Annotated in this window: 23 protein-coding genes and 1 tRNA gene; 10 read left to right on the forward strand and 14 right to left on the reverse strand. The window is 66.5% G+C overall.

The features are described from left to right. Positions 1-43: 43 nt before the first annotated feature. The 4 genes from ABEB12_RS13460 to ABEB12_RS13475 all read right to left on the reverse strand — a co-directional run bounded on the left by ABEB12_RS13460 (position 44) and on the right by ABEB12_RS13475 (position 3,060). Positions 44-850 (reverse strand): SCO1664 family protein, encoded by an 807-nt coding sequence (locus ABEB12_RS13460; RefSeq protein ID WP_185061504.1) that lies wholly within the window; start codon positions 848-850, stop codon positions 44-46. Between the two features lie 10 nt (positions 851-860). Next, positions 861-1,436 (reverse strand): DUF3090 family protein, encoded by a 576-nt coding sequence (locus ABEB12_RS13465; RefSeq protein ID WP_185061503.1) that lies wholly within the window; start codon positions 1,434-1,436, stop codon positions 861-863. 71 nt (positions 1,437-1,507) lie between these two features. Continuing rightward, entirely contained in the window at positions 1,508-2,221 is a 714-nt protein-coding gene (locus ABEB12_RS13470) for an MSMEG_4193 family putative phosphomutase (RefSeq protein WP_185061502.1), read from the reverse strand. A gap of 11 nt (positions 2,222-2,232) precedes the next feature. Next, entirely contained in the window at positions 2,233-3,060 is an 828-nt protein-coding gene (locus ABEB12_RS13475; RefSeq protein ID WP_185061501.1) for an undecaprenyl-diphosphate phosphatase, read from the reverse strand. Between the two features lie 247 nt (positions 3,061-3,307). Between ABEB12_RS13475 and ABEB12_RS13480 the strand changes: the two genes are divergently transcribed. Next, entirely contained in the window at positions 3,308-3,541 is a 234-nt protein-coding gene (locus tag ABEB12_RS13480; protein WP_425572242.1) for a DUF5703 family protein, read from the forward strand. A 5-nt stretch (positions 3,542-3,546) separates the two neighbouring features. Here the strand turns inward: ABEB12_RS13480 and ABEB12_RS13485 are convergent, their stop codons facing one another. The 3 genes from ABEB12_RS13485 to ABEB12_RS13495 are packed head-to-tail and all read right to left on the reverse strand — an operon-like array spanning position 3,547 to position 6,621. After that, entirely contained in the window at positions 3,547-4,521 is a 975-nt protein-coding gene (locus tag ABEB12_RS13485) for a zinc-binding dehydrogenase (RefSeq protein ID WP_185061500.1), read from the reverse strand. Beyond that, positions 4,521-5,288: an SDR family NAD(P)-dependent oxidoreductase gene (locus ABEB12_RS13490; RefSeq protein ID WP_185061499.1), complete on the reverse strand. Its 768-nt coding sequence runs from the start codon at positions 5,286-5,288 to the stop codon at positions 4,521-4,523. The genes ABEB12_RS13485 and ABEB12_RS13490 overlap by 1 nt, the downstream gene beginning before the upstream one ends. 1 nt (position 5,289) lies before the next feature. Then, a complete protein-coding gene (locus tag ABEB12_RS13495; RefSeq protein WP_185061498.1) occupies positions 5,290-6,621 on the reverse strand; it encodes a M20/M25/M40 family metallo-hydrolase in 1,332 nt (443 codons plus the stop codon). 71 nt (positions 6,622-6,692) lie between these two features. On the opposite strand from ABEB12_RS13495, the gene ABEB12_RS13500 reads away from it, so the two are divergent. The 5 genes from ABEB12_RS13500 to ABEB12_RS13520 all read left to right on the forward strand — a co-directional run bounded on the left by ABEB12_RS13500 (position 6,693) and on the right by ABEB12_RS13520 (position 11,042). After that, a tRNA-Leu gene (locus ABEB12_RS13500) sits at positions 6,693-6,781 on the forward strand. 111 nt (positions 6,782-6,892) lie between these two features. Then, on the forward strand, positions 6,893-7,369 hold the full coding sequence (locus ABEB12_RS13505) for a hypothetical protein (RefSeq protein ID WP_185061497.1): 477 nt from the start codon (positions 6,893-6,895) through the stop codon (positions 7,367-7,369). Then, a complete protein-coding gene (locus ABEB12_RS13510) occupies positions 7,366-8,421 on the forward strand; it encodes a tyrosine-type recombinase/integrase (RefSeq protein ID WP_185061496.1) in 1,056 nt (351 codons plus the stop codon). The genes ABEB12_RS13505 and ABEB12_RS13510 overlap by 4 nt, the downstream gene beginning before the upstream one ends. 625 nt (positions 8,422-9,046) lie before the next feature. Beyond that, the gene (locus ABEB12_RS13515) at positions 9,047-9,853 is read left to right on the forward strand and encodes a hypothetical protein (protein WP_185061495.1); all 807 of its coding nucleotides are present in this window, start codon (positions 9,047-9,049) and stop codon (positions 9,851-9,853) included. Continuing rightward, a complete protein-coding gene (locus tag ABEB12_RS13520; RefSeq protein ID WP_345702778.1) occupies positions 9,810-11,042 on the forward strand; it encodes a helix-turn-helix domain-containing protein in 1,233 nt (410 codons plus the stop codon). The genes ABEB12_RS13515 and ABEB12_RS13520 overlap by 44 nt, the downstream gene beginning before the upstream one ends. A 253-nt stretch (positions 11,043-11,295) precedes the next feature. Here ABEB12_RS13520 and ABEB12_RS13525 read toward each other — a convergent pair whose 3' ends face one another. The 7 genes from ABEB12_RS13525 to ABEB12_RS13550 form a co-directional block, all read right to left on the reverse strand. Continuing rightward, on the reverse strand, positions 11,296-11,631 hold the full coding sequence (locus ABEB12_RS13525; protein WP_185061494.1) for an Lsr2 dimerization domain-containing protein: 336 nt from the start codon (positions 11,629-11,631) through the stop codon (positions 11,296-11,298). A gap of 118 nt (positions 11,632-11,749) precedes the next feature. Continuing rightward, positions 11,750-12,955 (reverse strand): methyltransferase, FxLD system, encoded by a 1,206-nt coding sequence (fxlM, locus tag ABEB12_RS13530; protein WP_185061493.1) that lies wholly within the window; start codon positions 12,953-12,955, stop codon positions 11,750-11,752. Between the two features lie 51 nt (positions 12,956-13,006). Beyond that, entirely contained in the window at positions 13,007-14,176 is a 1,170-nt protein-coding gene (locus tag ABEB12_RS13535) for a lanthionine synthetase LanC family protein (RefSeq protein WP_185061492.1), read from the reverse strand. Further along, positions 14,173-17,274 carry a thiopeptide-type bacteriocin biosynthesis protein gene (locus ABEB12_RS13540; RefSeq protein ID WP_185061491.1) on the reverse strand — a complete coding sequence of 1,034 codons (3,102 nt, stop codon included), beginning with the start codon at positions 17,272-17,274 and terminating at the stop codon, positions 14,173-14,175. Before ABEB12_RS13540 ends, ABEB12_RS13535 begins: the two co-directional genes overlap by 4 nt. Before the next feature lie 76 nt (positions 17,275-17,350). Next, positions 17,351-17,497 carry an FxLD family lanthipeptide gene (locus ABEB12_RS42105; RefSeq protein WP_185061490.1) on the reverse strand — a complete coding sequence of 49 codons (147 nt, stop codon included), beginning with the start codon at positions 17,495-17,497 and terminating at the stop codon, positions 17,351-17,353. A 1,185-nt stretch (positions 17,498-18,682) separates the two neighbouring features. Beyond that, positions 18,683-18,907 (reverse strand): DUF397 domain-containing protein, encoded by a 225-nt coding sequence (locus tag ABEB12_RS13545; protein ID WP_185061489.1) that lies wholly within the window; start codon positions 18,905-18,907, stop codon positions 18,683-18,685. Further along, a complete protein-coding gene (locus ABEB12_RS13550) occupies positions 18,904-19,773 on the reverse strand; it encodes a Scr1 family TA system antitoxin-like transcriptional regulator (protein WP_185061488.1) in 870 nt (289 codons plus the stop codon). The genes ABEB12_RS13545 and ABEB12_RS13550 overlap by 4 nt, the downstream gene beginning before the upstream one ends. Positions 19,774-20,037: 264 nt before the next feature. Here ABEB12_RS13550 and ABEB12_RS13555 point away from each other — a divergent pair, with 264 nt between their 5' ends. The 4 genes from ABEB12_RS13555 (at position 20,038) to ABEB12_RS42110 (ending at position 22,370) form a co-directional block, all read left to right on the forward strand. Next, positions 20,038-20,448, forward strand: a complete 411-nt coding sequence (locus ABEB12_RS13555; RefSeq protein ID WP_185061487.1) for a hypothetical protein — start codon at positions 20,038-20,040, stop codon at positions 20,446-20,448. A 340-nt stretch (positions 20,449-20,788) separates the two neighbouring features. Further along, positions 20,789-21,145, forward strand: coding sequence for a hypothetical protein (locus tag ABEB12_RS13560; RefSeq protein WP_185061486.1), 357 nt, complete (start codon positions 20,789-20,791; stop codon positions 21,143-21,145). Between the two features lie 173 nt (positions 21,146-21,318). Beyond that, on the forward strand, positions 21,319-21,786 hold the full coding sequence (locus ABEB12_RS13565) for a hypothetical protein (RefSeq protein WP_185061485.1): 468 nt from the start codon (positions 21,319-21,321) through the stop codon (positions 21,784-21,786). Between the two features lie 53 nt (positions 21,787-21,839). Continuing rightward, positions 21,840-22,370: a DUF3558 domain-containing protein gene (locus ABEB12_RS42110; protein WP_425572243.1), complete on the forward strand. Its 531-nt coding sequence runs from the start codon at positions 21,840-21,842 to the stop codon at positions 22,368-22,370. Positions 22,371-22,446: the final 76 nt, after the last annotated feature.

Below are 22,446 nucleotides of genomic sequence, written 5' to 3' on the forward strand. Positions count from 1 at the left end.
TGTCGCTATAGCGATACTCGCCACTCACGAGTCGGCGCAGCCGTCAAAAGGCGGGCCAGGGAATAGCCGGGCCGTAACCCGAGGGCTCGGGAAACTCCGGGTTGGCGATCAACGCGTCCACCCGCGAGGAGAGCGCGGCGAGCTCGCGGCGGGTCAGGTGGTCGGCAAGCTGGTTGGCCAGCCCGTCCGCCAGCTCGCCGCGCAGCGCCCGCACCTCCTCCAACGCCTCGGCCGGGAGCTTCTGGCCCACCCAGCCCCACAGCACCGTGCGCAGCTTGTCCTCCTCGTGCAGGCAAATGCCGTGGTCGACGCCGTACACCCGGCCGTCCACGCCGGTCAGCACGTGCCCGGCCTTCCGGTCGGCGTTGTTCAGCACGACGTCCAGCACGGCCATCCGGCGCAGCTCGGGGTGGTCGGCGTGCACCAGCAGCGCGGGATCGCCCAGCGAGTCCCGCGCGCGCAGGACGGTCAGCCAGCCGCGCGGCACGTCGGCGGGCGCGCACACGTCGACCAGCTCGGCGTCTTCCTCGGTGTCCACCCACAGCTGCACCATGCCGGGGCCGAACGGCCCCTCGCGCAGCACCGTCGGCGGGACCATCGGGCGCTTGCCGTCCGCCGCCAGGGCGGCCGAGATCAGGTAACTGGCGTACTCCCGGTCGGCCAGCGTGCCGTCCGGGAAGTCCCAGAGCGGCCGCTCCCCGCGCACCGGCTTGTACACGCAGCGGGCGTGCACCCCGTCGCACTCCAGCTCGCAGACCAGGGTGGCGTTGGAGGCGTTGACGATGCGGCCGGTGACCTCCATGCGGCCCGCGTGCAGCAGCCCCGGCACAGCGGGGTCGAATGGGTCCATCCTCGGCCGCTCAGGACTCCCCGACCACGGCCCGCCGGTGGTAGCCGTTCTGCCGGGGGCAGATGTGCCCCTCCGCGTCCAGCGGCTCGGCACACAGCGGGCACGGCGGCCGGCCGGCGGAGAGCACCCGCTCCGCCCGGGTGGCGAACGCCTTGGCCTGCACCGGGGAGAGGAACACGCGCAGCGCGTCCGGGCCCTCCTCGGTGTCGTCCAGCACGACGGACTCGTCCACCTCTTCCTCGGTGAACGCGAGCAGCTCGACCACGATCGAGCGGGAGTCGGCGTCCCAGCCGAGACCCATGGTGCCGACCCGGAACTCCTCCTCCAGTGGCACGGTCAGCGGCTCGGTGTCCACCTCGTCGGTGGCGACGTCCTCGCCGACCTCGGTGCCGAACCGGCGGGAGATCTCCCCGAGCAGCGCGCTGATACGCTCGGCAAGCACGGTGACCTGCTGTTTCTCCAGTAACACGCTGACCGTGCGGGCGTCCTCGACAGCCTGCAGATAGAACGCGCGGTCGCCCGGCTCCCCGACCGTGCCGGCGATGAACCGGTCGGGCTGGCGAAAGACATGAATGACACGTGGCATGACATCCCCGACAGTAGGCCACCGACGGCTTGCGAGCATAACGGTGCCCGGCCGGCTGAGATTTCAAACAGTCATTCTACTCCGGTGGACCCGCCGACCACGGCGTCCGAGGACGGCTTGGTGGCCTTGCGCCGCCTGCCCTTCTTCGCCGGTGGCGGCAACAGTGCCCCCACGTCGCCGCCGGTGTCGTTCATCCGGCTGACGAAAGACCTGGTCTCGGTGTAGTTGATCACACTCACCGAGCAGGGGTCCACCACGATGCGCTGGAACGAGTCCAGGTGCAGGCCGAGCGCGTCGGCCAGCACCGCCTTGATCACATCCCCGTGGCTGCAGGCCAGCCAGACCGCGTTCGGGCCGTGCTCGGCGACCACCTTGGCGTCGTGCGCCCGGATGGCCGCGACCGCGCGCGCCTGCATCGCGGCCAGGCCCTCGCCGCCGGGAAAAACCGCCGCCGAGGGGTGCAGCTGCACCACCCGCCACAGCGGCTCCTTGACCAGTGTCTTGATCTCCTTGCCGGTCCAGTCGCCGTAGTCCACCTCGGCGAGATCGTCCTCGACCTGAGGGGACAGCTCGCGCCCGGCCAGCAGCGGGGCGATGGTCTCTTGGCAGCGCTCCAGCGGTGAGGCCACGACGGCGGCCAGCGGCACCGGTTTCAGGCGCTGGGCGAGCGCCCAGGCCTGGCCCTTGCCGGTGTCGTCAAGGTGCACGCCGGGGCTGCGGCCGGCCAGCACGCCCCCGGTATTCGCCGAGGAGCGCCCGTGGCGCAGCAGGATGACGGTGGTCACGACCACCCAGGTTACGTCGCGCCCAGCCAGCCCGCGCCCAGAGCAACCATGATGGCCAACCCGAGCACTACCCGGTAGGGCACGAACGCGGTGATCCGGTTGGTGGAAACGAACCGCAGCAGCCAGGCCACCGAGGCGTAGGCCACGATGAAGCTGACCACCGTGCCGACCACCGTCGGCATCACCCCGATGCCCTGTCCGAGCGCCTCGGGGAGCTGCAACACACCGGCCCCGACCAGCGCCGGAATGCCCAGGTAGAAGGACAGCTTGGTGGCGGTCACCCGCTCCACCCCGCGCAGCAGGCCGGCGCTGATGGTGGCGCCGGAGCGGGACACCCCGGGGACCAGCGCCAGGCACTGCACCAGGCCGATGACCAGCACGTCGGCCGCGCGCAGGTCGCCCTCGGCCTTCTTCTGCGACGGGTTGCGCTCGGCCCACCACATCACCGCGCTCCACGCGACCAGCGAGCCGGCGACGAACCACAGGCTGCGCAGCGGCCCCTCGATCAGCGGCTTCGCGGCCAGGCCGACGACGCCGATGGGCATCGAGCCCATGATGATCAGCCAGCCGAACCGGTACTCCTCGGCCTCCCGCGCCTCGGCGCTGACCACGCCCGCCGCCCAGCCGCGCACGATCCGGGCCAGGTCCTTGGCGAAGTACACCAGCACGGCGAGGATGGCGCCGATCTGGATCACCGCCGTGTACGCGGTCACCGCCGGGTCGGCCACGTTCAGGCCGAGCAGCTTCTCCGCGATGGTCAGGTGCCCGGTGGAGGAGACCGGCAGGAACTCGGTGAGCCCTTCGACGATCCCCAGCACTACCGCTTGGATGAGGTCCACTACCGCCCTGACACCGCCAACTTCGTTGGGTGCGGCCCGCCCACACCCGGAGCAGCCACGCTAGCGCCCGCATGCTGAGGACCCCCGGCGGGTCCCGCGCTATGACCCACGCCACAGCCAAGCTGTGATAGCGATAACAGCAGGTGAACCCGATGGGGCGATCCGATGACCTCCCGCACGTCTTTCGGCCCCGGCGCCGGGCACCTAAGGTGGCTCGCATTAACGGACCGTTTGGAGGTGGCCAGCGGTGCAAACCGGCACTGGCATGACCGAAGGAGACAGTGTCGACGGGGAGTGGGAGTACCGGCCGCTGCGGCTGCCCCCGGACGTCACCCGGATGACCGCATCGGTACGGCTGGCGATCCAGGCCGAGTTCGGCGGCTGGGAACTGTCCAGGGTCCGGCTCTACCCCGGGGGCGAACGGCGGGTGTGGCTGCGCCGGCGCCGCACCAAGCAGCCGCTGCCCAACCTCAGCTACTAGCTCCCCTACGGAATCAGCGCGATCTTGCCGACGGTGTTCCGGCTGGCCAGCCGGCCCAGCGCGGCCGGGGCCTCGGTGAGCGGAAGCTCCCCTCCCACCAGCGGATCGATCTTGCGCTCCCGCCACAGCTCGACCAGCGCGTCCTGCCACTTCGGGTAGTAGTGCGGCGCCATGTGCTTGTAGAAGCCCCAGTGCACGCCGACCACCGAGTAGTTCTTCACCAGCACGTGGTTGGTCGGCGCGTCGGCGAACCGGCCGGCCACGAAGCCGATCACCAGGATCCGGCCCTCGAACGCCACCACCTTGCGGGAGGCGTCGAAGATGTCGCCGCCCACCGGGTCGTAGATGACGTCCGCGCCGCGCCCCCCGGTGATCTCCTTGACCCGGCCGATCAGGTCCTCGGAGGAGTAGTCGATCACGTGGTCGGCGCCGAGCAAGCGGGCCACCTCGCACTTCTCCGCGCCGCCGGCGGTACCGATCACCGTCGCGCCGGCCGCCTTACCCAGCTGCACCGCCGCGCTGCCCACCCCGCCGGCCGCCGCGTGGACCAGCAGCGTCTCCCCCGGCCGGAGGTTCGCCCGGTGGTGCAGCGCGCAGTAGCCGGTCTGATAGGTGACGAACATGCCGGCCGCCTGCGCGGCGGACATGCCGTCCGGCCACTCCCAGGCGTCCTCGGCGGGCACGGTCACCAGGTCGGCGAACCCGCCCTGGCCGGTCTGCGCGATCACCCGGTCCCCGACCGCGCCCCGCGCGCCCTCACCGACGGCGACCACCTCGCCGGCCACCTCCAGCCCCGGGGTGAACGGCAGCGGCGGGCGGACCTGGTACTTGCCCTGGCAGAGCAGGATGTCCGGGAAGTTGCAGGCCGCCGCGGCGACCCGCAGCAGCAGCTCGCCCGGCCCCGGCACCGGGTCGGGCACCTCGACCAGCTTCAGTACGTCGGCCGGTTCGCCGAGCTCGGTGACCTGCCAGGCGCGCATCAGTTGGTCCTCTCAAAAGCCGGCGGCCGGGTGCCCCCGGCCGGTCCGGGCACTCCCCGGAAGCCGTACGGACCCGGCTCCCGGCCCGGCTGGACGAACCACGCCTCGCCCGGGTTGCCCCGTTCCAGGATCCCGTCCACCGCGTCGGCCACGTCGTCGGCGGACAGCAGCGGGAAGTCGCCGAACTGGTCCCGGTGGTAGTCGATCAGCGGCGTGTCCACGAAGCCCGGGCAGACCGCACACACCCGGATGCCCTCGTCGGCCAGTGCCGCGCCGGTGGCCCGCACATAGCCGACCACGGCGTGCTTGGTCATCGTGTACAGCGGGTCCAGCGGCATCGCCATGAGCCCGGCCAGCGAGGCGGTGGCGATGATCGTGCCGCCGCCCGCCCGGCGCAGCGCCGGCACCGCCGCGCAGGTGCCGAAGACCACGTGGTCCACGTTCACCCCGACGGACCGCCGGTACCGGGCCACGTCCAGGTCGGCCATGCCGGACTGCCCGCTGACCGTGCCGGCGTTCAGGAACACCACGTCCAGCCGGCCGAACCGCTCCTCCGCGACCGAGGTGAGCATCGGCATGGTGTCCGGGTCGGAGACGTCTCCCGGCAGCGCCAGCCCGCCGACCTCGTCGGCCACCGACCGCGCGGCCTCCTCGTTGAGGTCCACCACGGCCACGTGCGCGCCGGCCGCGCTCAGCCGGCGCACCACCGCCGCCCCGATACCCGAGGCCCCACCGGTGACCAGCGCGCCTTTGCCCTTGAGATCCATGTCAGCAACTCCGTAGGAATCGGTCCAGCACCCGGGCACCGAACCGGATCGAGTCCACCGGCACCCGCTCGTCCACCCCGTGGAACAGCGAGGCGAAGTCCAGGTCCGGGGGCAGCCGCAGCGGCGCGAACCCGAAGCAGCGCATGCCCAGCTTGTCCTCGAACGCCTTCGCGTCGGTTCCCCCGGAGAGCATGTACGGCACCGCCCGCGCGTCCGGGTCCTCGGCCCGCAGCGCGGCCCCCATGGCCTGCACGAGATCACCGTCGAAAGTGGTCTGCAGTGCCGGCAGGTGGGTCACCCACTCGCGGGTGACGTCCGGACCGAGGATCTCGTCCACCTCCCGCAGGAACGCCGCCTCCCGGCCGGGAAGCACCCGGCAGTCCACCACGGCTTCAGCGGTGGACGGGATCACGTTGGCCTTGTAGCCCGCGCTCAGCATGGTCGGGTTGGCCGTATCCCGCACGGTGGCCCCGATAATCCGGGACAGCGGACCGAGCTTGGCCAGCGCGCCGTCCAGGTCGTCCTCGCCGAACTCCAGCCCGGTGACTTCCGACACCACGTCCAGGAACTCGCGCACCGTGTCGGTGAGCACCAGCGGGAACTTATGGTTGCCCAGCCGGGCGACCGCCTCGGCGAGCGTGGTCACCGCGTTGTCCTCGTGCAGGAAGGAGCCGTGCCCGGCGCGGCCCTTGGCCCGCAGCCGCATCCAGGCCATGCCCTTCTCGGCGGTCTCGATCAGGTACAGCCGGGCGTCCTCGCCCTTGGTGTCGGTCAGCGTGAGGGAGAACCCGCCGACCTCGCCGATCGCCTCGGTGCAGTTGTCGAACAGCTCCGGCCGGTTGTCCGCCAGCCACTGCGAGCCGAACTTGCCGCCGGCCTCCTCGTCGGCCAGAAAGGCGAACACCAGCTCACGCGGAGGGGTGATGTTCTCCCGTTTGAAATGCCGCGCGACGGCCAAGATCATCCCGACCATGTTCTTCATGTCCACCGCGCCCCGGCCCCACAGGTAGCCGTCCTGGATCGCGCCGGAGAACGGGTGCACCGACCACTCGGAAGGATCGGCCGGCACCACATCCAGGTGCCCGTGCACCAGCAGTGCACCCCGATCCGGGTCGGCCCCGGGCAACCGGGCGAAGACATTGTCCCGGTTGGGCGCCCCCGACTCGACCCGCTCGACCTGGTAACCGACCTCTTCGAGCTTCGCCTGCACGAAGTCGGCGGCCAGCCGCTCGCCCACCACGGTGGCCGGGTCACCGGTGTTCGTGGTGTCGATCCGGATCAGCTCGGCGGCCAGCTCGACGGCTTCATCCTCGGCGGAAATGGCGCTAGTCACCGGATCTTCCTACCATCGGTGGTGGGGTTACGGGCGGCCGAAGGGGGTCGGCTATCCTTCACCTCACCACGGTCCGAGTGGCGGAATGGCAGACGCGCTAGCTTGAGGTGCTAGTGCCCTATTAACGGGCGTGGGGGTTCAAGTCCCCCCTCGGACACCAGGTTGTTGCACACTCGCTACGTCTTCCGTATCCGTGTTCAAGCGTCTCTGGGCACGCTCGCGCGGCGTGTCGTGACACCTCGGGGTGTCTTCTGCGCCGGGGGTGGTCGCGGTGAGCGCCCCGGTGATCCCGCCGGTGGCCCTCCCAAACCCGACCCGCCCACCCGGAGCCGCCGCGGTCGGGCCGGCATCGATTCGGCGTCCACCGCCTCCGCTGGCGCCGCTGCCGACCTTCCGCGCCGCGGACACCGTCTACGGGTTCGCGGCGGTGGACTCCCGGGGCCGGGTGAGCGACAAGAACATCTTGCGGCGCTTGGGCTGGGCGCCGGGCACGCGGCTGGATATCCGGACGTTGCGCGGTCTGCTGGTGGCGCATGCCTGCCCGGAGGGGGTGTTCTCGGTCACCAGCCAGGGCTATCTGGGGTTGCCCGCCCAGGTTCGTCGCTGGTGTGACCTGCGCCCGAACGACCGGGTGTTGCTGGTCGCGGAGCTGGCGGTGGGTCAGCTGATCGTGTATTCCCCGGCGGCGTTGGACGACATGGTCGCCGCCTCGCTGGATCGGCTCTGCGAGGGCGGTGACGCGACATGAGCTCTCAGAGTGACGCCCGGGTGTCGTCGCGCGCCGCGGCGGGCCAGGCGGAGATCGAGGCGGCCCGGATGCTGCTGGAACGCATGGGCGTCAGCCCCGAGCAACTGCTCGGGGCGCCGCTCGAGCGCCCGAGGGTGCCGACGTTCGCCGAGTTCATCCCGACCGTCGCGGCGACGGTCAGCCCTGGCACCCGCCGGGTGTACAGCTCGTACTGGAACCGGATCCTGGACCAGTGGGCCGAGCGGCACCTCGATGAGCCGACCGCCACCGACGTCGAGCGTCTGCTGGCCTACACGAGGACCCACACGGTGGCCCGCCGCAACGCCCGCGGCGGACGCAGCGCCGGCGAACACTTGATCAGCGCCCTGCGCTGCATCTACCGGCGCGCGGAGAACGATGGCCTGATCGATCCCTCCCGGAATCCGGCCCGCAAGGTCGCGAAGCCGCGCCGGCTGCCCTCCAGCCGCCGGGCCGTGGCGAACGACCGGCTAGGCGAGATCAACCAGGTCGCCGCGGGCACCGGCAACGACCCCGCGCTGGACAGTCTGCTGCTGCGGCTGCACACCGAAACGGCCTGCCGCCGGGGCGGCGCGCTCGCGTTGCGCCCGATGGATCTCGAGCCCACCCACTGCCTCATCCAGCTACGGGAGAAGGGCGAGACGGTGCGCTGGCAGCCGGTCTCCCCCACTCTGATGGCCGCGCTGCTCGCGCACGCCGAACAACGGCACGCGCCCCGCGACGGCCGGCTATTGCGGTATGCCACCGGCCGGCCGATCACCACACGCCGCTACGACCACCTGTGGGCGCGGATCGGCACACACCTGCCCTGGGTAACCACCCAAGGCATCAGCACACACTGGCTACGCCACACGACACTGACCTGGGTGGAACGCAACTTCAGCCCCGCCGTCGCCGCAGCCTACGCCGGGCACAGCACCGGCGGCCGCGACGACACCACAGCCACCTACACCCGCGCCACCCAAGACGAAGTCATCACCGCTCTGGTGGCGCTCACCGGCGAGCCGCATCCGTTGCTGGCCGAACCGAGCTGATGCGGGAGCGAACCGCGCCTTGCGGTACGGCCGAATGGGCCTGGGGAAGCCTGTACATCACCTACTGACCACGCTGGCACCTCACAGGCGCCTGACCTGCGCGAGAGTGGATGCATGCTCCGCCGGGAACAATCGGGGCACAGTCTGCGTGAGAGACGTCCGATCGCCCGGCCCCGTCACCGCACCATCTAGATCGCCGGACACTCCTGCTGCCCGCCTCATCCCCGTTCCAGACGGGTTGCGACCCGACGATCAAACACTCTCTGTTTGGCGAAACTGGCCCCAAGTCCGCAGAGCCGACCCGGCCGGGCGCAGCGCTAACCAAGCTCAGACCGGCGCCACTGCGAACAAGCACTTGTGGCGAGCTCGGAGGGTAGATCCACACCTGCCCAAGCCAGGCCGCCACGACAGGCTCCCACCGGCCAGCAGCCAGTCCTGGGCGCCGTCAAGACGCCAGTTCTGCCCGACGCCCGCACGACTCCCCCTTCCGATACTGGTCGGTCGCCGCTGACCCGTCCTCGGCGATCACTCTGGCACCCTGAAGTCAGATGGTCAAAATTCTGTGCGATACTAAAGTTCCTGTGCGGGAGCAGCCGGCTTGCACAAAGTGACCGGGGAGTCCTGGATGGGTGTCGAGGTAGTAGTGACGACGTGGGCGCAGGAGCAGTTTGGTGACGACGCTGCCGAGGTGATTCGGCGCGTCGTCAGGGCCATCCTCGCGGCGCACCAGTCCGCCCTTGCAGCCCAGCATGCGTCCGGGCTGGAGAAGAAGTTCGCCTACGGCAGTGTCTGGGAGGCGAAGTACCTCAACCTCGTTGCCGAACTGGGCGACATGCCCGGCGCCGAGATCATCAAGGTTCCCAACACTGGCTACTTCTTGATCAAGCTGCACGGGAAGGTGTTGGTGCCGTTCAGGCATGCGTCGTCCTTGAGCATCCCGATCTCGCAGGCCAAGATCGAGAGTGTGGTGCTACGGGATCTGGCCGCCCTGTCGGTTCCCCGGCCGCCGCGCCAACCCAGCCTGTTCGACTTCGCCGACGAAGCCGAGACCGACACCCGAGCGACGCCAGCCTCGCAGCAGGGCGACTCTGAGACGTCGCCGATTCTTGACGAGAACACGACCTTTATCTACATCGGCTTTGTCGCCAACGCCGACAGCAAAGCGGTACTCGCAGCGTGGTGGGGAATCGCGCAAGCGCAAGCCGAGGACGGCACGCTGACATGGTCACCGGAAGAGCTTCCGCTGCACATTATCAGCCCCGACGAGATCCCAACTCACGTTCCCCAGCCCCGGTCGGCAGGCCAGATCGCTGCCTTCGACCAGGGGACGGCGCCAGCCCTGGAGGTCAGTGCCCGACCCAGGCCCGTTGAGGATCCCGTCACCGACGATGAGCGTCAGGATGGCCCGACCTTCGCCGACGATCGTGAATGACGACAGCCGCCGCAGACAGCTGCACCTGATGCCGCCCGACGCGATGCCCGATTCCACCGAGCCGTCGCCACTTGCCGTCCATTACGCGTTCGACCCAGCACGCTTGACCCAGGCCCGTTACCTGGCGGGTATGACCAAGAAAACTGTTGCGGATCTCATCGGAGTCTCCGCAGCGGCAGTCGGACAATATGAACTCGGCGTTACCCGGCCCCGCCCCGAGGTTCTCCCGCGCATTGCCGAGGTATTAGACGTTCCCCTCGCCTTCTTTATCGCTGGCCGACCGCACGGCCGGCTCGACACCTCAGGAGCCCACTTCCGCAGCCTGCGCAAGACGAGCTCGTCGCAGAGGAATAAGGCAACCGCCTCGGCCGAGCAGATCTGGGAACTCGCACACGCCCTCGAACGCCACGTTTACCTACCCGACATCAACCTGCCCAGCCCTCGCCTGAGCGACGATGACGCCGAGGACACGCCGGACCAACCAGCCGACCCGCTCGGGTCGGCGAGGAGCCTGAGGCGACACTGGCATCTCGGCGACGGTCCGGTCCAACACCTCGTCCGTCGCATCGAAACCAACGGCATCATCGTGGTAACCCCGCCCCGCGACAGTGGATTGCAGTCCGTCGACGCGTTCTCTACTTCGCAGTTCTCGCGACCGATCATCGTGCTCACACCCAATCGGGCCGACGACGTCTACCGACACCGTTTCACCGCTGCTCACGAGCTGGGGCACCTTGTGATGCACAGCACCGCGACCGGCGACCCGGCTCAAGAACGCGAAGCCGACATGTTTGCCGCAGAATTCCTCACTCCGCGCAACAGCATCTTGCCCGGCCTGCCACGCCGCGTCGATCTGCGGCATCTCGCCGAACTCTCCCGAGTTTGGGGCGTTTCAGTGCACTCGCTACTTTATCGATGCCGCGAGACCGGACTTCTGTCCGACACAGCCGCAAGCCGCGGCTATCAACGCCTACGCACACTGCAAGGACAACCTGGGTTCGCGCCGCAATCAATCCTGAGTTTTCCGACGGAGCAGCCCAGCATGCTCAGGCAAGCATTCAACGTCGCTAGCCAATCTGGGCTTACCATTCAGTCCTTGGGGGCCGAGCTGGGCTGGCGACCAAGCAAATGCGAAACTTTGCTGGGCATGCCAGCCGTGAAGCCAACCCTCGAGCTTGTGGTCGACTGACCGAACATCTGCCCCTGTGCGGGGGCTATATGCCTCGATGGCCACCAGCGGCGCTGCACCTTGCCCAGCAGTGACGAGCTCGAATCGCGCGGACTGGAACTCCGTATATCGCTCGCCGCGCTTGCCCCTGTTGAGCTTCGTCATCTTCGTAACGCGGCTTTCCCAGCTCCCGTGACACCTGTTCCCATTGCCGGTTCAGTCGTGAGCGCCCACAGCGGCCGGGCCAATCGAGGCAAGCTCACGGCCAGCCCGACTAATTCTCTTTGCGGTAGGCCTCAAGAATGTCCGCAGAGATCCGGCCGCGCTCCGAGACCGTCATCCCTCGCTTCCGAGCCCACTCCCGGACGGCCTGATTCTGTTCCCTATCAACGGTGGTTCGACGCAACCCGCCACTGCCCGACCGAGAGCGAGCGCCGCCCGCGCGGCGCGCAGCTGATACATATGCGGCGAGAACTTCCCGCAATTTACCCGCGTTCTCGCTGCTCAGGTCGATCTCATAAGACTTCCCATCCAGGCCGAACCCGACCGTCTCGTTCGCAACCTGGCCATCAAGGTCGTCAACCAGGGAAACGAGTACCTGTTGCGCCATTGCGGCACCTCCATACGATCTCGAAGCAGTGAGTTTACATAATAGCGCGAGGTACAGTTGCCAGAGCGACGGCGGGCCGGCACCGTTCGAACATCACTGGGCCAAACGGCGGATGAGCCTACTTCTCCGAAATAGCCAGCCGGGCATGCTGCTTGTGAATAACGATGCCGTTGTGCGGCTCGGCCAACGGTGCGCTCCTGCGGTGTGCGACAACCGATGGCAGAGCCATTCGATCGCTGTCCCATGCGCGGATGTGTTCGCACAGCCGCTCAGCAAGGTGCTGGCCGTTGAGGCCGTGGCCGATTGCCCCGAGTTCGGAACGGCGTCCATCGCCTTCAAGCCGTCGCACGGCAAGGTAGGCCAGGCTGTGGCGCTCAACTAGCGCGGGGCTGCGCGCTGGGATCGCCGGCGCGCAGAGGCCGCTGGTTATGGCGGCTTGTTCGGCGGCGATGCGGCAGGTGCCTGACTCCGTGGCGGTTAGCTTTAGCCAGATACCGTCGAATGGATCGTAAGGGCCTACCGTGGCGCCCGACCAGAGAGTGTGTTTTGGAGCCGTGAGCACGTCCCGCAAGTGGGTGAGGTCGATGTTCTGATCGGCGTCCCAGTACAGCGCGACGTGTTGGGCTGGATCGAGGTTGCCTGTCCGCTCGCTGTCCTGGCCGATCATCGGCACGAAGCCACATAGACAACTTTCCGCGGAGCGCAGCGTTTGCCCGTCGTGGACGAACGCTACCGAGCGGGTTTGGCCGCGCCAGCGCAGTGGAACCACCAGCCGGCCGCCGTGCGCCAACTGATCAAACCATTCCTCGGGGATATCCCAGGCGCCGACAGTGACAATGATGCCGTCGTACGGGCCGTATTCCGGAGCTCCCCGTGCACCGTCCCGAGTGATCACCCGCACCCTGCTGTGACCATTGGCAGCAAGCGCGCGCTCAGCTTGCGCCGTCACCTCTGGGTCGATGTCGAGGGTGGTGATCTGTCCGGATGGGCCGACGAGGTGATCGAGCAAGGCGGCGTTGTATCCGGTGCCGGCGCCGATCTCGAGGATGCGCTGACCGTCCTGTACTACGAGCTGGTCAAGCATGAGCGCGACAACGTTTGGTACGGACGCACAGCTCAAGGGCGTTCCGGTCGCATCGCGCTTCGTGATCACCGCTATGTCCGCGTATGCGTCCGCCAGGCCGGCGTTCGGGACGAACGCGTGTCGGGGGACAACGCGCATCGCGTTCTCGACCTCGTCATAGCGGGCGTAGCCGCTTGCCTTGACCCGGTCGACCATCTCGGCGCGCAGGCGCTCCGGTCCGCCGGTGGTGGTGGACTTCATCTGTTCCCTTCGTGTTGCTTCCAAGCTTGGCGGGTCCTGGCTGGTTCGCGATCAGCAGGTCAGTAGGCAGGCATCCCAAGGCACCTCTCCCTGTGGGGTGAGCGGAAGTTCGTTTCGCGCCAGGCGGATGCCGGCCGAGCCCTCCAACAGCCCTGGTGCCGCCGTTGCGTGCTCTTGTCCCTCGAGTTGCTCGTCCAAGCGTCGGCGTAGGCGCAGGTGTGCGTCGGCGAGTTCACTTCCGACGCCCGCGTCCGCGGCAGCGCGCCTGGTCGTGTGTGCAAGCCCGGCCCAGCCGTGGCACAGGGTGGGGTCGGTGAGCAGAGCGAGTTGTTGCTCGTCGGCGAGGCAGGCAGCATAGATGTGTTCGGCAGCGCGTTGGCGTCGCTGATCGTCAAGGGCAATCGCGGCGAGCTGTTGAGCACGGGCGATGCCCGGTGTGCCGTAACACCAGGATGGGCGTTGTGGTCCCGCTTGGGCCAGCACGCCAGACAGCCATTCGGCACGGGTAATCCAGCCAGGCCACCATCGACCGGCACCTGCATCACGGCCGCATTGATCGAGAAAGACCACGATTCGGCCGATCGCGTCGGCGTGGCCGTCTACCACGACGCCGCATCGCATCGCTGTGGCCAGCAACGCGAGGGGTCCGGCAATGCCGTGCGCGAGCCCCAGGTTGCCGTGCCCGCCCGGCCAACGCGGCGGCCCAAGGTGCGACGGGTATTCCGCGCACCACCAGCCCGGGAGCGATTCGCCGTCGTCGTGGATCGGTTCGGTGAGTCGTACGAGGTAACGGAGCACATCACGGAGTAGCTCGTCGGGTTGGTTCCTGCGTAGGAGATACACACCGATTCCGGTCAATCCGCTGATGAGATCGTATTCGCGCAGCTCGGGCAGGCCGCCGGAATCGAGGCGCTTGTTCGCGCGGCGAAGTCGCAATCGGGTCAGTCCGTCGATGTAGACGTCAAGATCCTCGATTACCGACATGTAGCGATGCTGATTGGCTGCTCGCAGTACGAACGCGACGGCCGGTGCGCCTCGGTAGAGGCTCGCGCTGTCGACGTGTGCGGTCACGACATCGCGGGTCATCGCGGTCGCCCACTGGTGCACCTTGGCCCAGGAACCGTTCCCGGTTCGAGCTTCCTGGATGTGGAGCAGAGTGATTCCGGCGGCGCCGCTGCCGAGCGAGTCAGCCGGCGCGGGAAATTGTTGCCCGATGCTCATCGGTCGCTCCGTTGCTTTGCCCCGGCAAGCGCGGTGTGCCGGGCGAGCCGGCGGCACCGATCCTCGCTGACCCGGTCGACGCCGATGAGGCGGTTGTGGTGCATGTGCAACAGCGATTCAAGTACAGCGTCGGTATTCGCACGCGCAGGCGGCAGGAGGTTGCGATAGGCGACGAGAGCGTCAGCGCGCGCCTGCCAGGCTTCCGCGACGGTCTCCCCGAACTCGGGCTCCCCGGAGACGTACTTGCCGAAGAGGGAGACGGCGTGTCGCAGCCCGTTCCGGTCCTCCCCTAGCGCCCCGGGGGCCGGACGGGCCACAAGCCACTTGATCGCGGCATCGAGCTCGCCCAGTAGGCCGTGCGCGGTCGCCAGCATGTTCACCGCTGCGAGGGCGCGACGCTGGATGATCTGTTCCGGCAGATGCCTCAGTTGCTCGGCAACTGCGCGGGAATCAGCCACGAACACGTTCTCGGCCGCCGCCAGCACGTGACCACGACCGTATCGGCCGACCTCAGGGCAGTAGGTGTCGACCACCAGGCGGCTAGCCACGGCATCGGCACGCAGCTGCTCGGCCCACACACCGATGACCGCTATCGCATCGGCATATGCGGCCGGATTTGGTGTATAGATGCGGAGTCGGAGATGGTCGGTCTCGTGCGGGCTTCGGTAGCGAATGAACCAGTGCCGTCGGCTGTCGCTCGGAAGGGCGTCCAGCAGAGCTGGCAGATACTCGACGATCAGATCGTCAATCGTCTGCGGATGGGTATGCACCTTGACGTTGAGCCATGCGGTGTGCGGTGAGCCTGGGAACTGGCCGTGGGTGCGATTGGTGACGACCGGGCGGGCGATCAGGAGAGGCGAGGGCGCCGGCGGACGCCGGCTGACGAGCGGCAGAACGATCTCGTGGGCATACCCGCCGATCCATCCGTACTCGTCGGCTTGGGCGACCGATTCGATGAGAGTCGCGTGACCGTGAAGATCAAGGTGAGCACGGAGAATCCCGGCGTGCGCGGAAACGCCAAGGTCCAGTCGCAGAGTGCGGTCGGCGTCGGCCAGCTCGACCGATTCGGGACAGCGCCATCTGTCCCGCCATCGACGCAACGCACGCCGCCACTGGTCATCGCTGGCCCCGGTCGGCAGATCGTTCGCCGTCAACCGCCAGCGGGCACGAGCCAAGATCGCTCGCCGATAGCGCACCCTCGGCAGGTAGGGCAGGCGAGCTGCGTACGGTCCCCAGTCGAACTCCGTCCACGACGCGTTGAGGCCGCGGGAGAGGTGGATTAGGAAACGCGCCAGCGTCGGCGGCTGCTTCTCGAGGTTCAGGCCGTGGAAGACCTGCGGCTCGACGACTTGCCCTTTGCTGACGCTCACGAGATGCAGACCGTTGCGAGTTGCGGTGACTGCGAGATCCTCCAGCGGAATCAAGCCCTGGCCGGGATCTCGGTGCTCCCCCATCGCCAACACGTTCGGCAAGTAGGCGGGCACGCGGGAGATGTTCTCGGCGTGCGCGTAGATGGGCGGGAAACTCATCTGAACCGGCACGGCGCCAGATACGGCCGTCGGAAGTGCCCGATAGACCTCCTCGAGGCCAGCACCTTCGATGGTCGGGGTGAAACGTGAGGTGAAGGTGCCCGCCGAACGTCCCGGCGTCACGGTCAGCCAGTAGTCCCCGCGATCGAACGCTCCGAGGTCGGGCGCATGGATGCGCGCCGCGAGCTCAACATGTGGCGGGATTCGGAGCTCGGCGTCTTCGGCACCGACGGCCAGGGACTGGATGAGTTCGTCGTCCAGCACGATCTCATGGCCGTTGTCGGCAATCGTCTGCATCGCCATCGCAAGCAAGCGTTCATCCCGGGCAACCACGCTGTCTGGCCGAGACGGCCAGACGCTGCCCGGATAGCCAGATGGCAGACCCAGTCCGGCACCAGGGTCCACGAGGTCATACAGCGGTACCAATGTGCCGGTTCCGTAGCGGTCGCAAAAGGTTGTATAGAAGTCTCGCCATGCCGGCTCGCCTGTTGGCTGGCGGCTCAAGCGGATTAGCGCGCCGGCCGCCAGCTCCATCTCCACGGCTACCTGCTCGGGCACGGTGAGTTGAACGCCGAGACCGAGGTTGAGCGATAGCGGAATGCGGCCGAAGCTCGCTGCATCCATGCCCGCTTGCTTTCGCAGGCGCGTGAGCTCACGAGTCAACTCATCTATCCGCCGTCCAAGGCGGGCACGGATGCCTGGGCGCTCGCCATTACAGGCCAGATTGTGTGCCTTCAGGTCCTCGTGAATAGCCCTGAGCTTCGTGAGCAGCTCGGCAGCAAGCACAACGTCATGGGCTCCGGCTGCGTCGAGCCGTTCGACCAAACAGCCGAGCGGATCAATCTCGGTGCTCGGCGCGCGTAAGCACGTGAGCAGGAACCCCCGCCCCACGAGCTCGCTCAGCGTGCGCTCGACCGTCGCTGTGTCGGCGGCGGGAAACGCGCCGGCAAGCTTGTCGACCAGATCGCCAAATCTGATCGGGACCTGCGCCGCCGCTCGAACGGTCTGGACCACGGGGGTGTGACGGATCGTCACTCGACCTGGCCCTCGCAGCAATTCCAACCGCTGTCCCCGCACAGCTACGAGGTTGGTGAACTGCACCTCCAACCAGGCGAGCAGTTCCCGGTCACCTTCGAGATAGTCGATCACCGTGGCCAACCACTGGTTGTCGACAAGCGCCGCCGGTCGATGGTCACGATCCCAACGCACCGATGCGGATTCACCAACCGTGGTCGGCGCGACTCCAGCGAAAAGACCGAACGGCGTGTGGCGATGGCTGGCGCGCAGCAGGTAGCGAACAGTCGCTCGTGTAGCACGTTGGACCTGCTTGTCGCTTACGCTCTGGCCAGCCGCGAGCCCGGCTAAGCGATCCCCCAGCACCGGGCTGGCGTGTCTAACCGCCTCGGCGAACTGCGGTCGCGACGCCCAAATCCGTGAAAGCCACTCGCAACACGACGTTGTTTCCGACAATTCCGGCCAGCCGTCAGCACCCAGGTCCGGTGGATCCGCAGCGGCACGTACGAGCCCGACGCCACAGTGTCGATACAGCTGCTCGCTTCTGGCGTTCATTCCGTCTCCATCAGATTCGAGGTTCGAACGCCGGCGGGGCCGCAGCGCTGCGCCGGACCCCGCCGAACGAACGTGCTCAGGCGTTGCTAGTACAGGCCGACGCGCAGGACGGATCGCAGCCATTGCTGGTGTCGCAGGCTGGAATTGCCTCACCAGGCTTGGTGTCGATCTCAACCCGAACGTCAAGCGCGAACGGGTCCGACAGGATGAGAGTGCTGTTCATTATTCTCCATTCATCAGTCAGTTTGACTTTCCCACCCGCCCGAAAGGGACGGGAGCCTCAATTTGGGCAAGCGCGTCGGCCAATCACCGCCGAAGGCGTCGGTCGCCGCCTCTAAACCACAGAGCTGCGGAATTCAAGTTCCGCGGCCAAATCGTACGCCCGCAAGGTCAGATCCCCAGATTCGAAGCAGACCCATCGAATCGAAGCCAGGTGGGGCATCGACGACTCGAATAAGAGAGCCGGCCGACACGTTTGCGAGTACGGTCAAGCCCGATCACTAGGCCCGCGTAAGCGCGATTACGAGGAATGAAGGGAGTGTCCAAATAAGGATTTCATTTGGTACGTCGCGTAGAGATCCGACCGCCTAGAACTCTGACTCATCACAGGGCTAGCCTCAGCGACCCCTTCCTCGCGGAAGAACTTTGCGTATCACTTGACGTAGAAGTCTACTAGGTAGACTTCTACGTTGCAACTGTTCGCACCGTCAGACCCCGGCGTTGCTGCTCAAGCCGCCGTCGACGTCAACCGAGCAGTAGCGCCTGCGCGATTCCCGCACCACCGACCGCACCAGCACTGACGCACGTGTGGATGTGGATACGGCTGTGGATACAGGCAGGTGTCGGTGCGGGCAGTCCAAGAAGCCGCCGCTGAGATCAACGCGCCGCTAGTCCGAGCCGATCCCACGCCTGCCACCCGAGGAGCCCTCCCCCAGCCCAGCCCGACGATCTCCGCAATCTCGTGTTCTATCGCGCTCCCGGCACACAGAAGATCACTCACGTCGCCCTCGTAACCGATGACGGAAGGCGGTGCACGCGCCACGCAGAGGCAAGCTGGTCGAAGAGGTGCCGCCGCTTTCGCGCAAAGACACTTGTCGGCGCAACGCATCCTGGTGCCGCGCCAGCGATCTCTAGTAGACCCACGGCATCATTCGCACTGCCCAACACCGACTGCGACCCAGCGGGAGAAGCAACTGCGGCGCGGTTGGCGGTCCGTGCGGCCTGTAGGTGATGTGCTGGTACTGGCACCTGACCTAGCCGATCTGAAGGTTGCTCGCGGGCCTCCGAAACGGACTCCGAGCAGCCAAATACAATCCTGAACGGTTCCCGCCGACTCGCGCGCCATCTCGGGCCGGTTTGTGCCGCAGTCCTGGGTGACCGAGGCGATCTCGCCCGACGCAGTCAGGGTTCAGGACTCAAACTCCCCGTTCAGCACGCCATTCGTGAAGGCAGCCCACTCGCTCAGCGTGAACGCGAGAATCGGACTTTCAGCGCCTAGCTTGCTGTCGCGGACACCAACCCAGCCCTGGATGCTCGTCGAGATCTCGACGCAGTTGTTGTCGCCGGTGGAGTAGCTCGACTTGCGCCAGACAGCGACTCGTCCGAGTGAGGTCAGGGCGTCTTCGCGGTTCACTTCAGCTCCTCGGCACGGCGGCGAATCCACTTCTGTGATTCTTCCGGGCTAACAGCCATGTTATGGAGCCGGGTCAAGGCGTTTCGGTAGCGCAGGACGGCGTCGGAGTCCTCGTAGTACGTGCCATGCACCATGCCATCGGTGTAGGCAACGGCTGGTGCGCCAATGAGATCGGGCAATGAGAGGATCTTGAAGGTGCCGTTGCTCCCGGCGTGTGGTCTCGTGCTCATACGCAGGATCAGGACGTTGACGTTCGGCAGACGCGTCATCTTGTCCAGGTGCTCGAGCTGTTCGCGCATGATCGACGGCGAGTCTGCGGCCCCGTACAGGATGGACTCATCGAGAATCGACCAGACGCTCGGCGGGTCGGGCTCTCGGGTGAGTACCCCTTGGCGCGCTTGGCGAAGCTCGATTCGTCGGGCAATCTCCGAGTCCGTGAGATCGGGGTCTTCCGCACGGATCACTGCTTCGTTATAGGCCGGCGTCTGGAATAGGCCGGGGATCACGTGCGAGTCATAGCTCTCGATCTGCGCTGCCGAGCTCTCGAGTCCGAGGAACAGGTCAAACCACGGCGGTGCGACGCCTTCGAACGACAACCACCAGTCCTTCCCTGTCCGAGCCGACTCGAGGAGCTCGGCGAAGCTCGGGATTCGGTCGCCGAGTTGGTAGAAGTCGAGCAGTACCTCGAGCTCGGCTCTTGCTGGGAGGTTGCGCCCCTTCTCCAAGTGGCCGACGTGCGAAGTCGAGGTGCCGAGTCGCTGAGCGACTTGCTGCAGTGTGAGTCCGGCCTGGCGCCGGAGACGTCCAAGTTCGAGGGCGATGTACCACCGCAGCGCGGTTGGACTTGACGACGCAGAGGTGCCCACGTTGTTAGTTGCTCCCTCGTCTCAGTCGACGCGCTCAGCCACCCACCCAGCCCGGTCACGCACAAGTCGTCACCCTATCGGAGGTGTGTACTTCGTAGACTTCTACACGGTAGATTTCTACGAAGTACCGAAGTACGTGATCGACGACCACCGTATGCCCTTGCAGTCGCGGCGGCCAATTCCCCTGGGGACACCGTGCTCAGGCTGGATGAAAGCGCCCTGCCCTGAGGGCGCGCAAGTTCGTCCGGAAGCTCGGGAGGTGCCATGGGCAACCAGGTCCCGGTGCACTCAACGGTTCGCCCGCTGGTAGCGCCGGATTCCCGGCCTGTGCTTGCGGTGATGATCGGCCCATCCGAGAGCCGGCGAGGCGCTGTCCCTCGTGTTGTCGACGGTCTGGGACACGGGGTCATCCTGTTGTCCTTGCGGAGGAACATGTCTCGGCAGCGCGTGCGACTCGTGCACAAGGATCTCGGCGACTGTCTCGCGTCAGGCAAGTCGGTCCTGCTTAACGCGGCCAACGATGTGAAGCCCGCCAGGCGCGCTCTCCTCGACATCGCTGCACGCCATCTCGCGTCCACGTTGGCGGTCGTCTGCTCGCCCATACCGGTTGACGATGTTCTGCTCGCATCGCTGCCAGGAGAGGGCTGGCATGCCGTAGTGGTGGTGGCGCGGTGAGGGCGTCGCCGGTGACGTGCACTGGGTCGCGAGAGGTGCCAACTTTTAAGGCGAGCTTCGAAGTAGCGCCGGAGTCGGACCCGGTCGAGATGGCTGCTCGGTTTGTCAGCAGTGACCCTGGGTGGACCGACAGAGTCGGAGCGTCCCATATCCAGCGGCTTGACGGCGACTGCACCGGATGCGGGAGTTATCGACCTGTCGAGTGGCCGTGTGTACTTGTCAAAATTCGGCAAAGAGCGCTTGAGATTCAGGGCAATCAAGAACGAGCTATGGCGCGCAGATCGCGATCGACTGTGCGTAAGACAGAAACTCAATCTTTCCAAGGAGACGGTGTCGCCTGATGGCATCAAGGCGCGGCAAGTGTCAGGTAGTCTTCTACGTGGACGGCGGCAGAGACTCGGATTCGAAACGGACCTGGTACGCGGAGGAATGCGTTGACGAGCAAGCAGCCCGGAATCTGGCCATCAGAACGTTGCTCGACAACTACATGCTGCTGATCTACCCAAGACCAGAATCCTTGCCGATCGACGACCGGTTGTACTGGTGCGAATTGGTTCCCGGGGATTACGTGGACGGCAAGTGGCAACCCGTGCCGGCTCTCGATCGAGACGCGGCATTCCTGAACCCGCTCAACGGTGAGATCACCTTCAGCCTGGCCGCCTCGATGAAGCATTGGCAGCAGCTGCGCATGTCCTGAGGCGTGAGTTGGCTCCAGACACCGGGCCTGGGCGCGAGCGTGACGATGCTATCTATGACACTCAACTTTCGCTTGCCGGTGTGGTCGGTATGCCTCTCGTCGAGGGGAAATCCAGCTCGAGAATTTCGCCAAAACCACCATGAGGCGCTGGCCGGCTGGCTATGGTGTCAGCCATGAGTAGGCCGGGGGATGTCCAGTCATCGCTGGTCAACGACGTCCAGGCGAATCTTAGTGGCATGCGGGTGACGCCCGAGAACGTGCTGCAGATCCGGAACGCCCTGCTGGCGGAGTCCATGCTGATGGCCGAGAAGGTACGAGTTGCGCGTCAGGAGTCCGTCGTCGGCGAGCCGGGCCTCGACCCGGTGTCCATCGATCTGGCGCCACAGTTCAACACGAAGATCACGGGGTTGCTCGACCAATGGCAGGCTTATGTCAAGGAGCTCCAGACGGGCGCCAAGAATCTTGAACGGATGGCCAAGGAGTACGGACATGGCGAACAGCAGATAAGGGATTCGTTCAGCAGATTTCAGATCGACAACCCACCACCAGTAAATCCAGCGCCGCTCGTTGCGTCTCCGGCTCCCACGCCGCCGCAATGGCCCTTCCCGCAGCTTCCCGGAACCGCTGGACCAGGCCGATGAGCAGGTGGAGGAGCCTCGCAGGCATAACGTTGGTTGCGTTGGTCTCACTGGTGATGGCTGGATGTTCGTCGGGCCCGGCCCCGGAAGCGCCACCGGCCTCGCCGCCGATGGCCCCCCTCCTCCCCCCGCGGCCCGGCTCGTTGCCTCTGGACACGGTCGACCCGTGCGCACTTCTTAGCCCAGCGCAAGTTGCACAGTTGGGCACTGCCCCTCCGAAGAAAACGGAAGCTACAAATCAGCCCGGCCGCTACCACTGCACCTGGTCAAACCTGCCCGCCGAGCCAGAAGACAGCTGGATAGCGAGTACGGAGTTGGACCATGGAGCAGAGTACTTCTTGAATAGTCGGACTCGGATCACGGCAGTTGCCGGATTCCCGGCGGTGGAGGCCTACTCTGGTCTAGGCAGACCGGATGACAATTGCATGTTGCTCGTGGACGTCGCCCCGGGGCAAAGCCTGAAGGCCTCTTACATCGTCTCCGAAGCTAGTCATCCTGGGATCACTCACCAATACGCATGTCAGCAGGCCACTCGGGTCGCCGAGATGATGGTTTCGAACCTCCGAACACTCGTGGGCAACCGGTAGGACAGGGCCTGTTGTGGAGGATGTGTGTTACGACAACGGTGAGGGGCTGCAGAAGCTGCGTGAGCAGGTGTACGGC

The organism is Actinospineispora eucalypti, from assembly GCF_039543365.1.
Classification (GTDB): domain Bacteria; phylum Actinomycetota; class Actinomycetes; order Mycobacteriales; family Pseudonocardiaceae; genus Pseudonocardia; species Pseudonocardia eucalypti.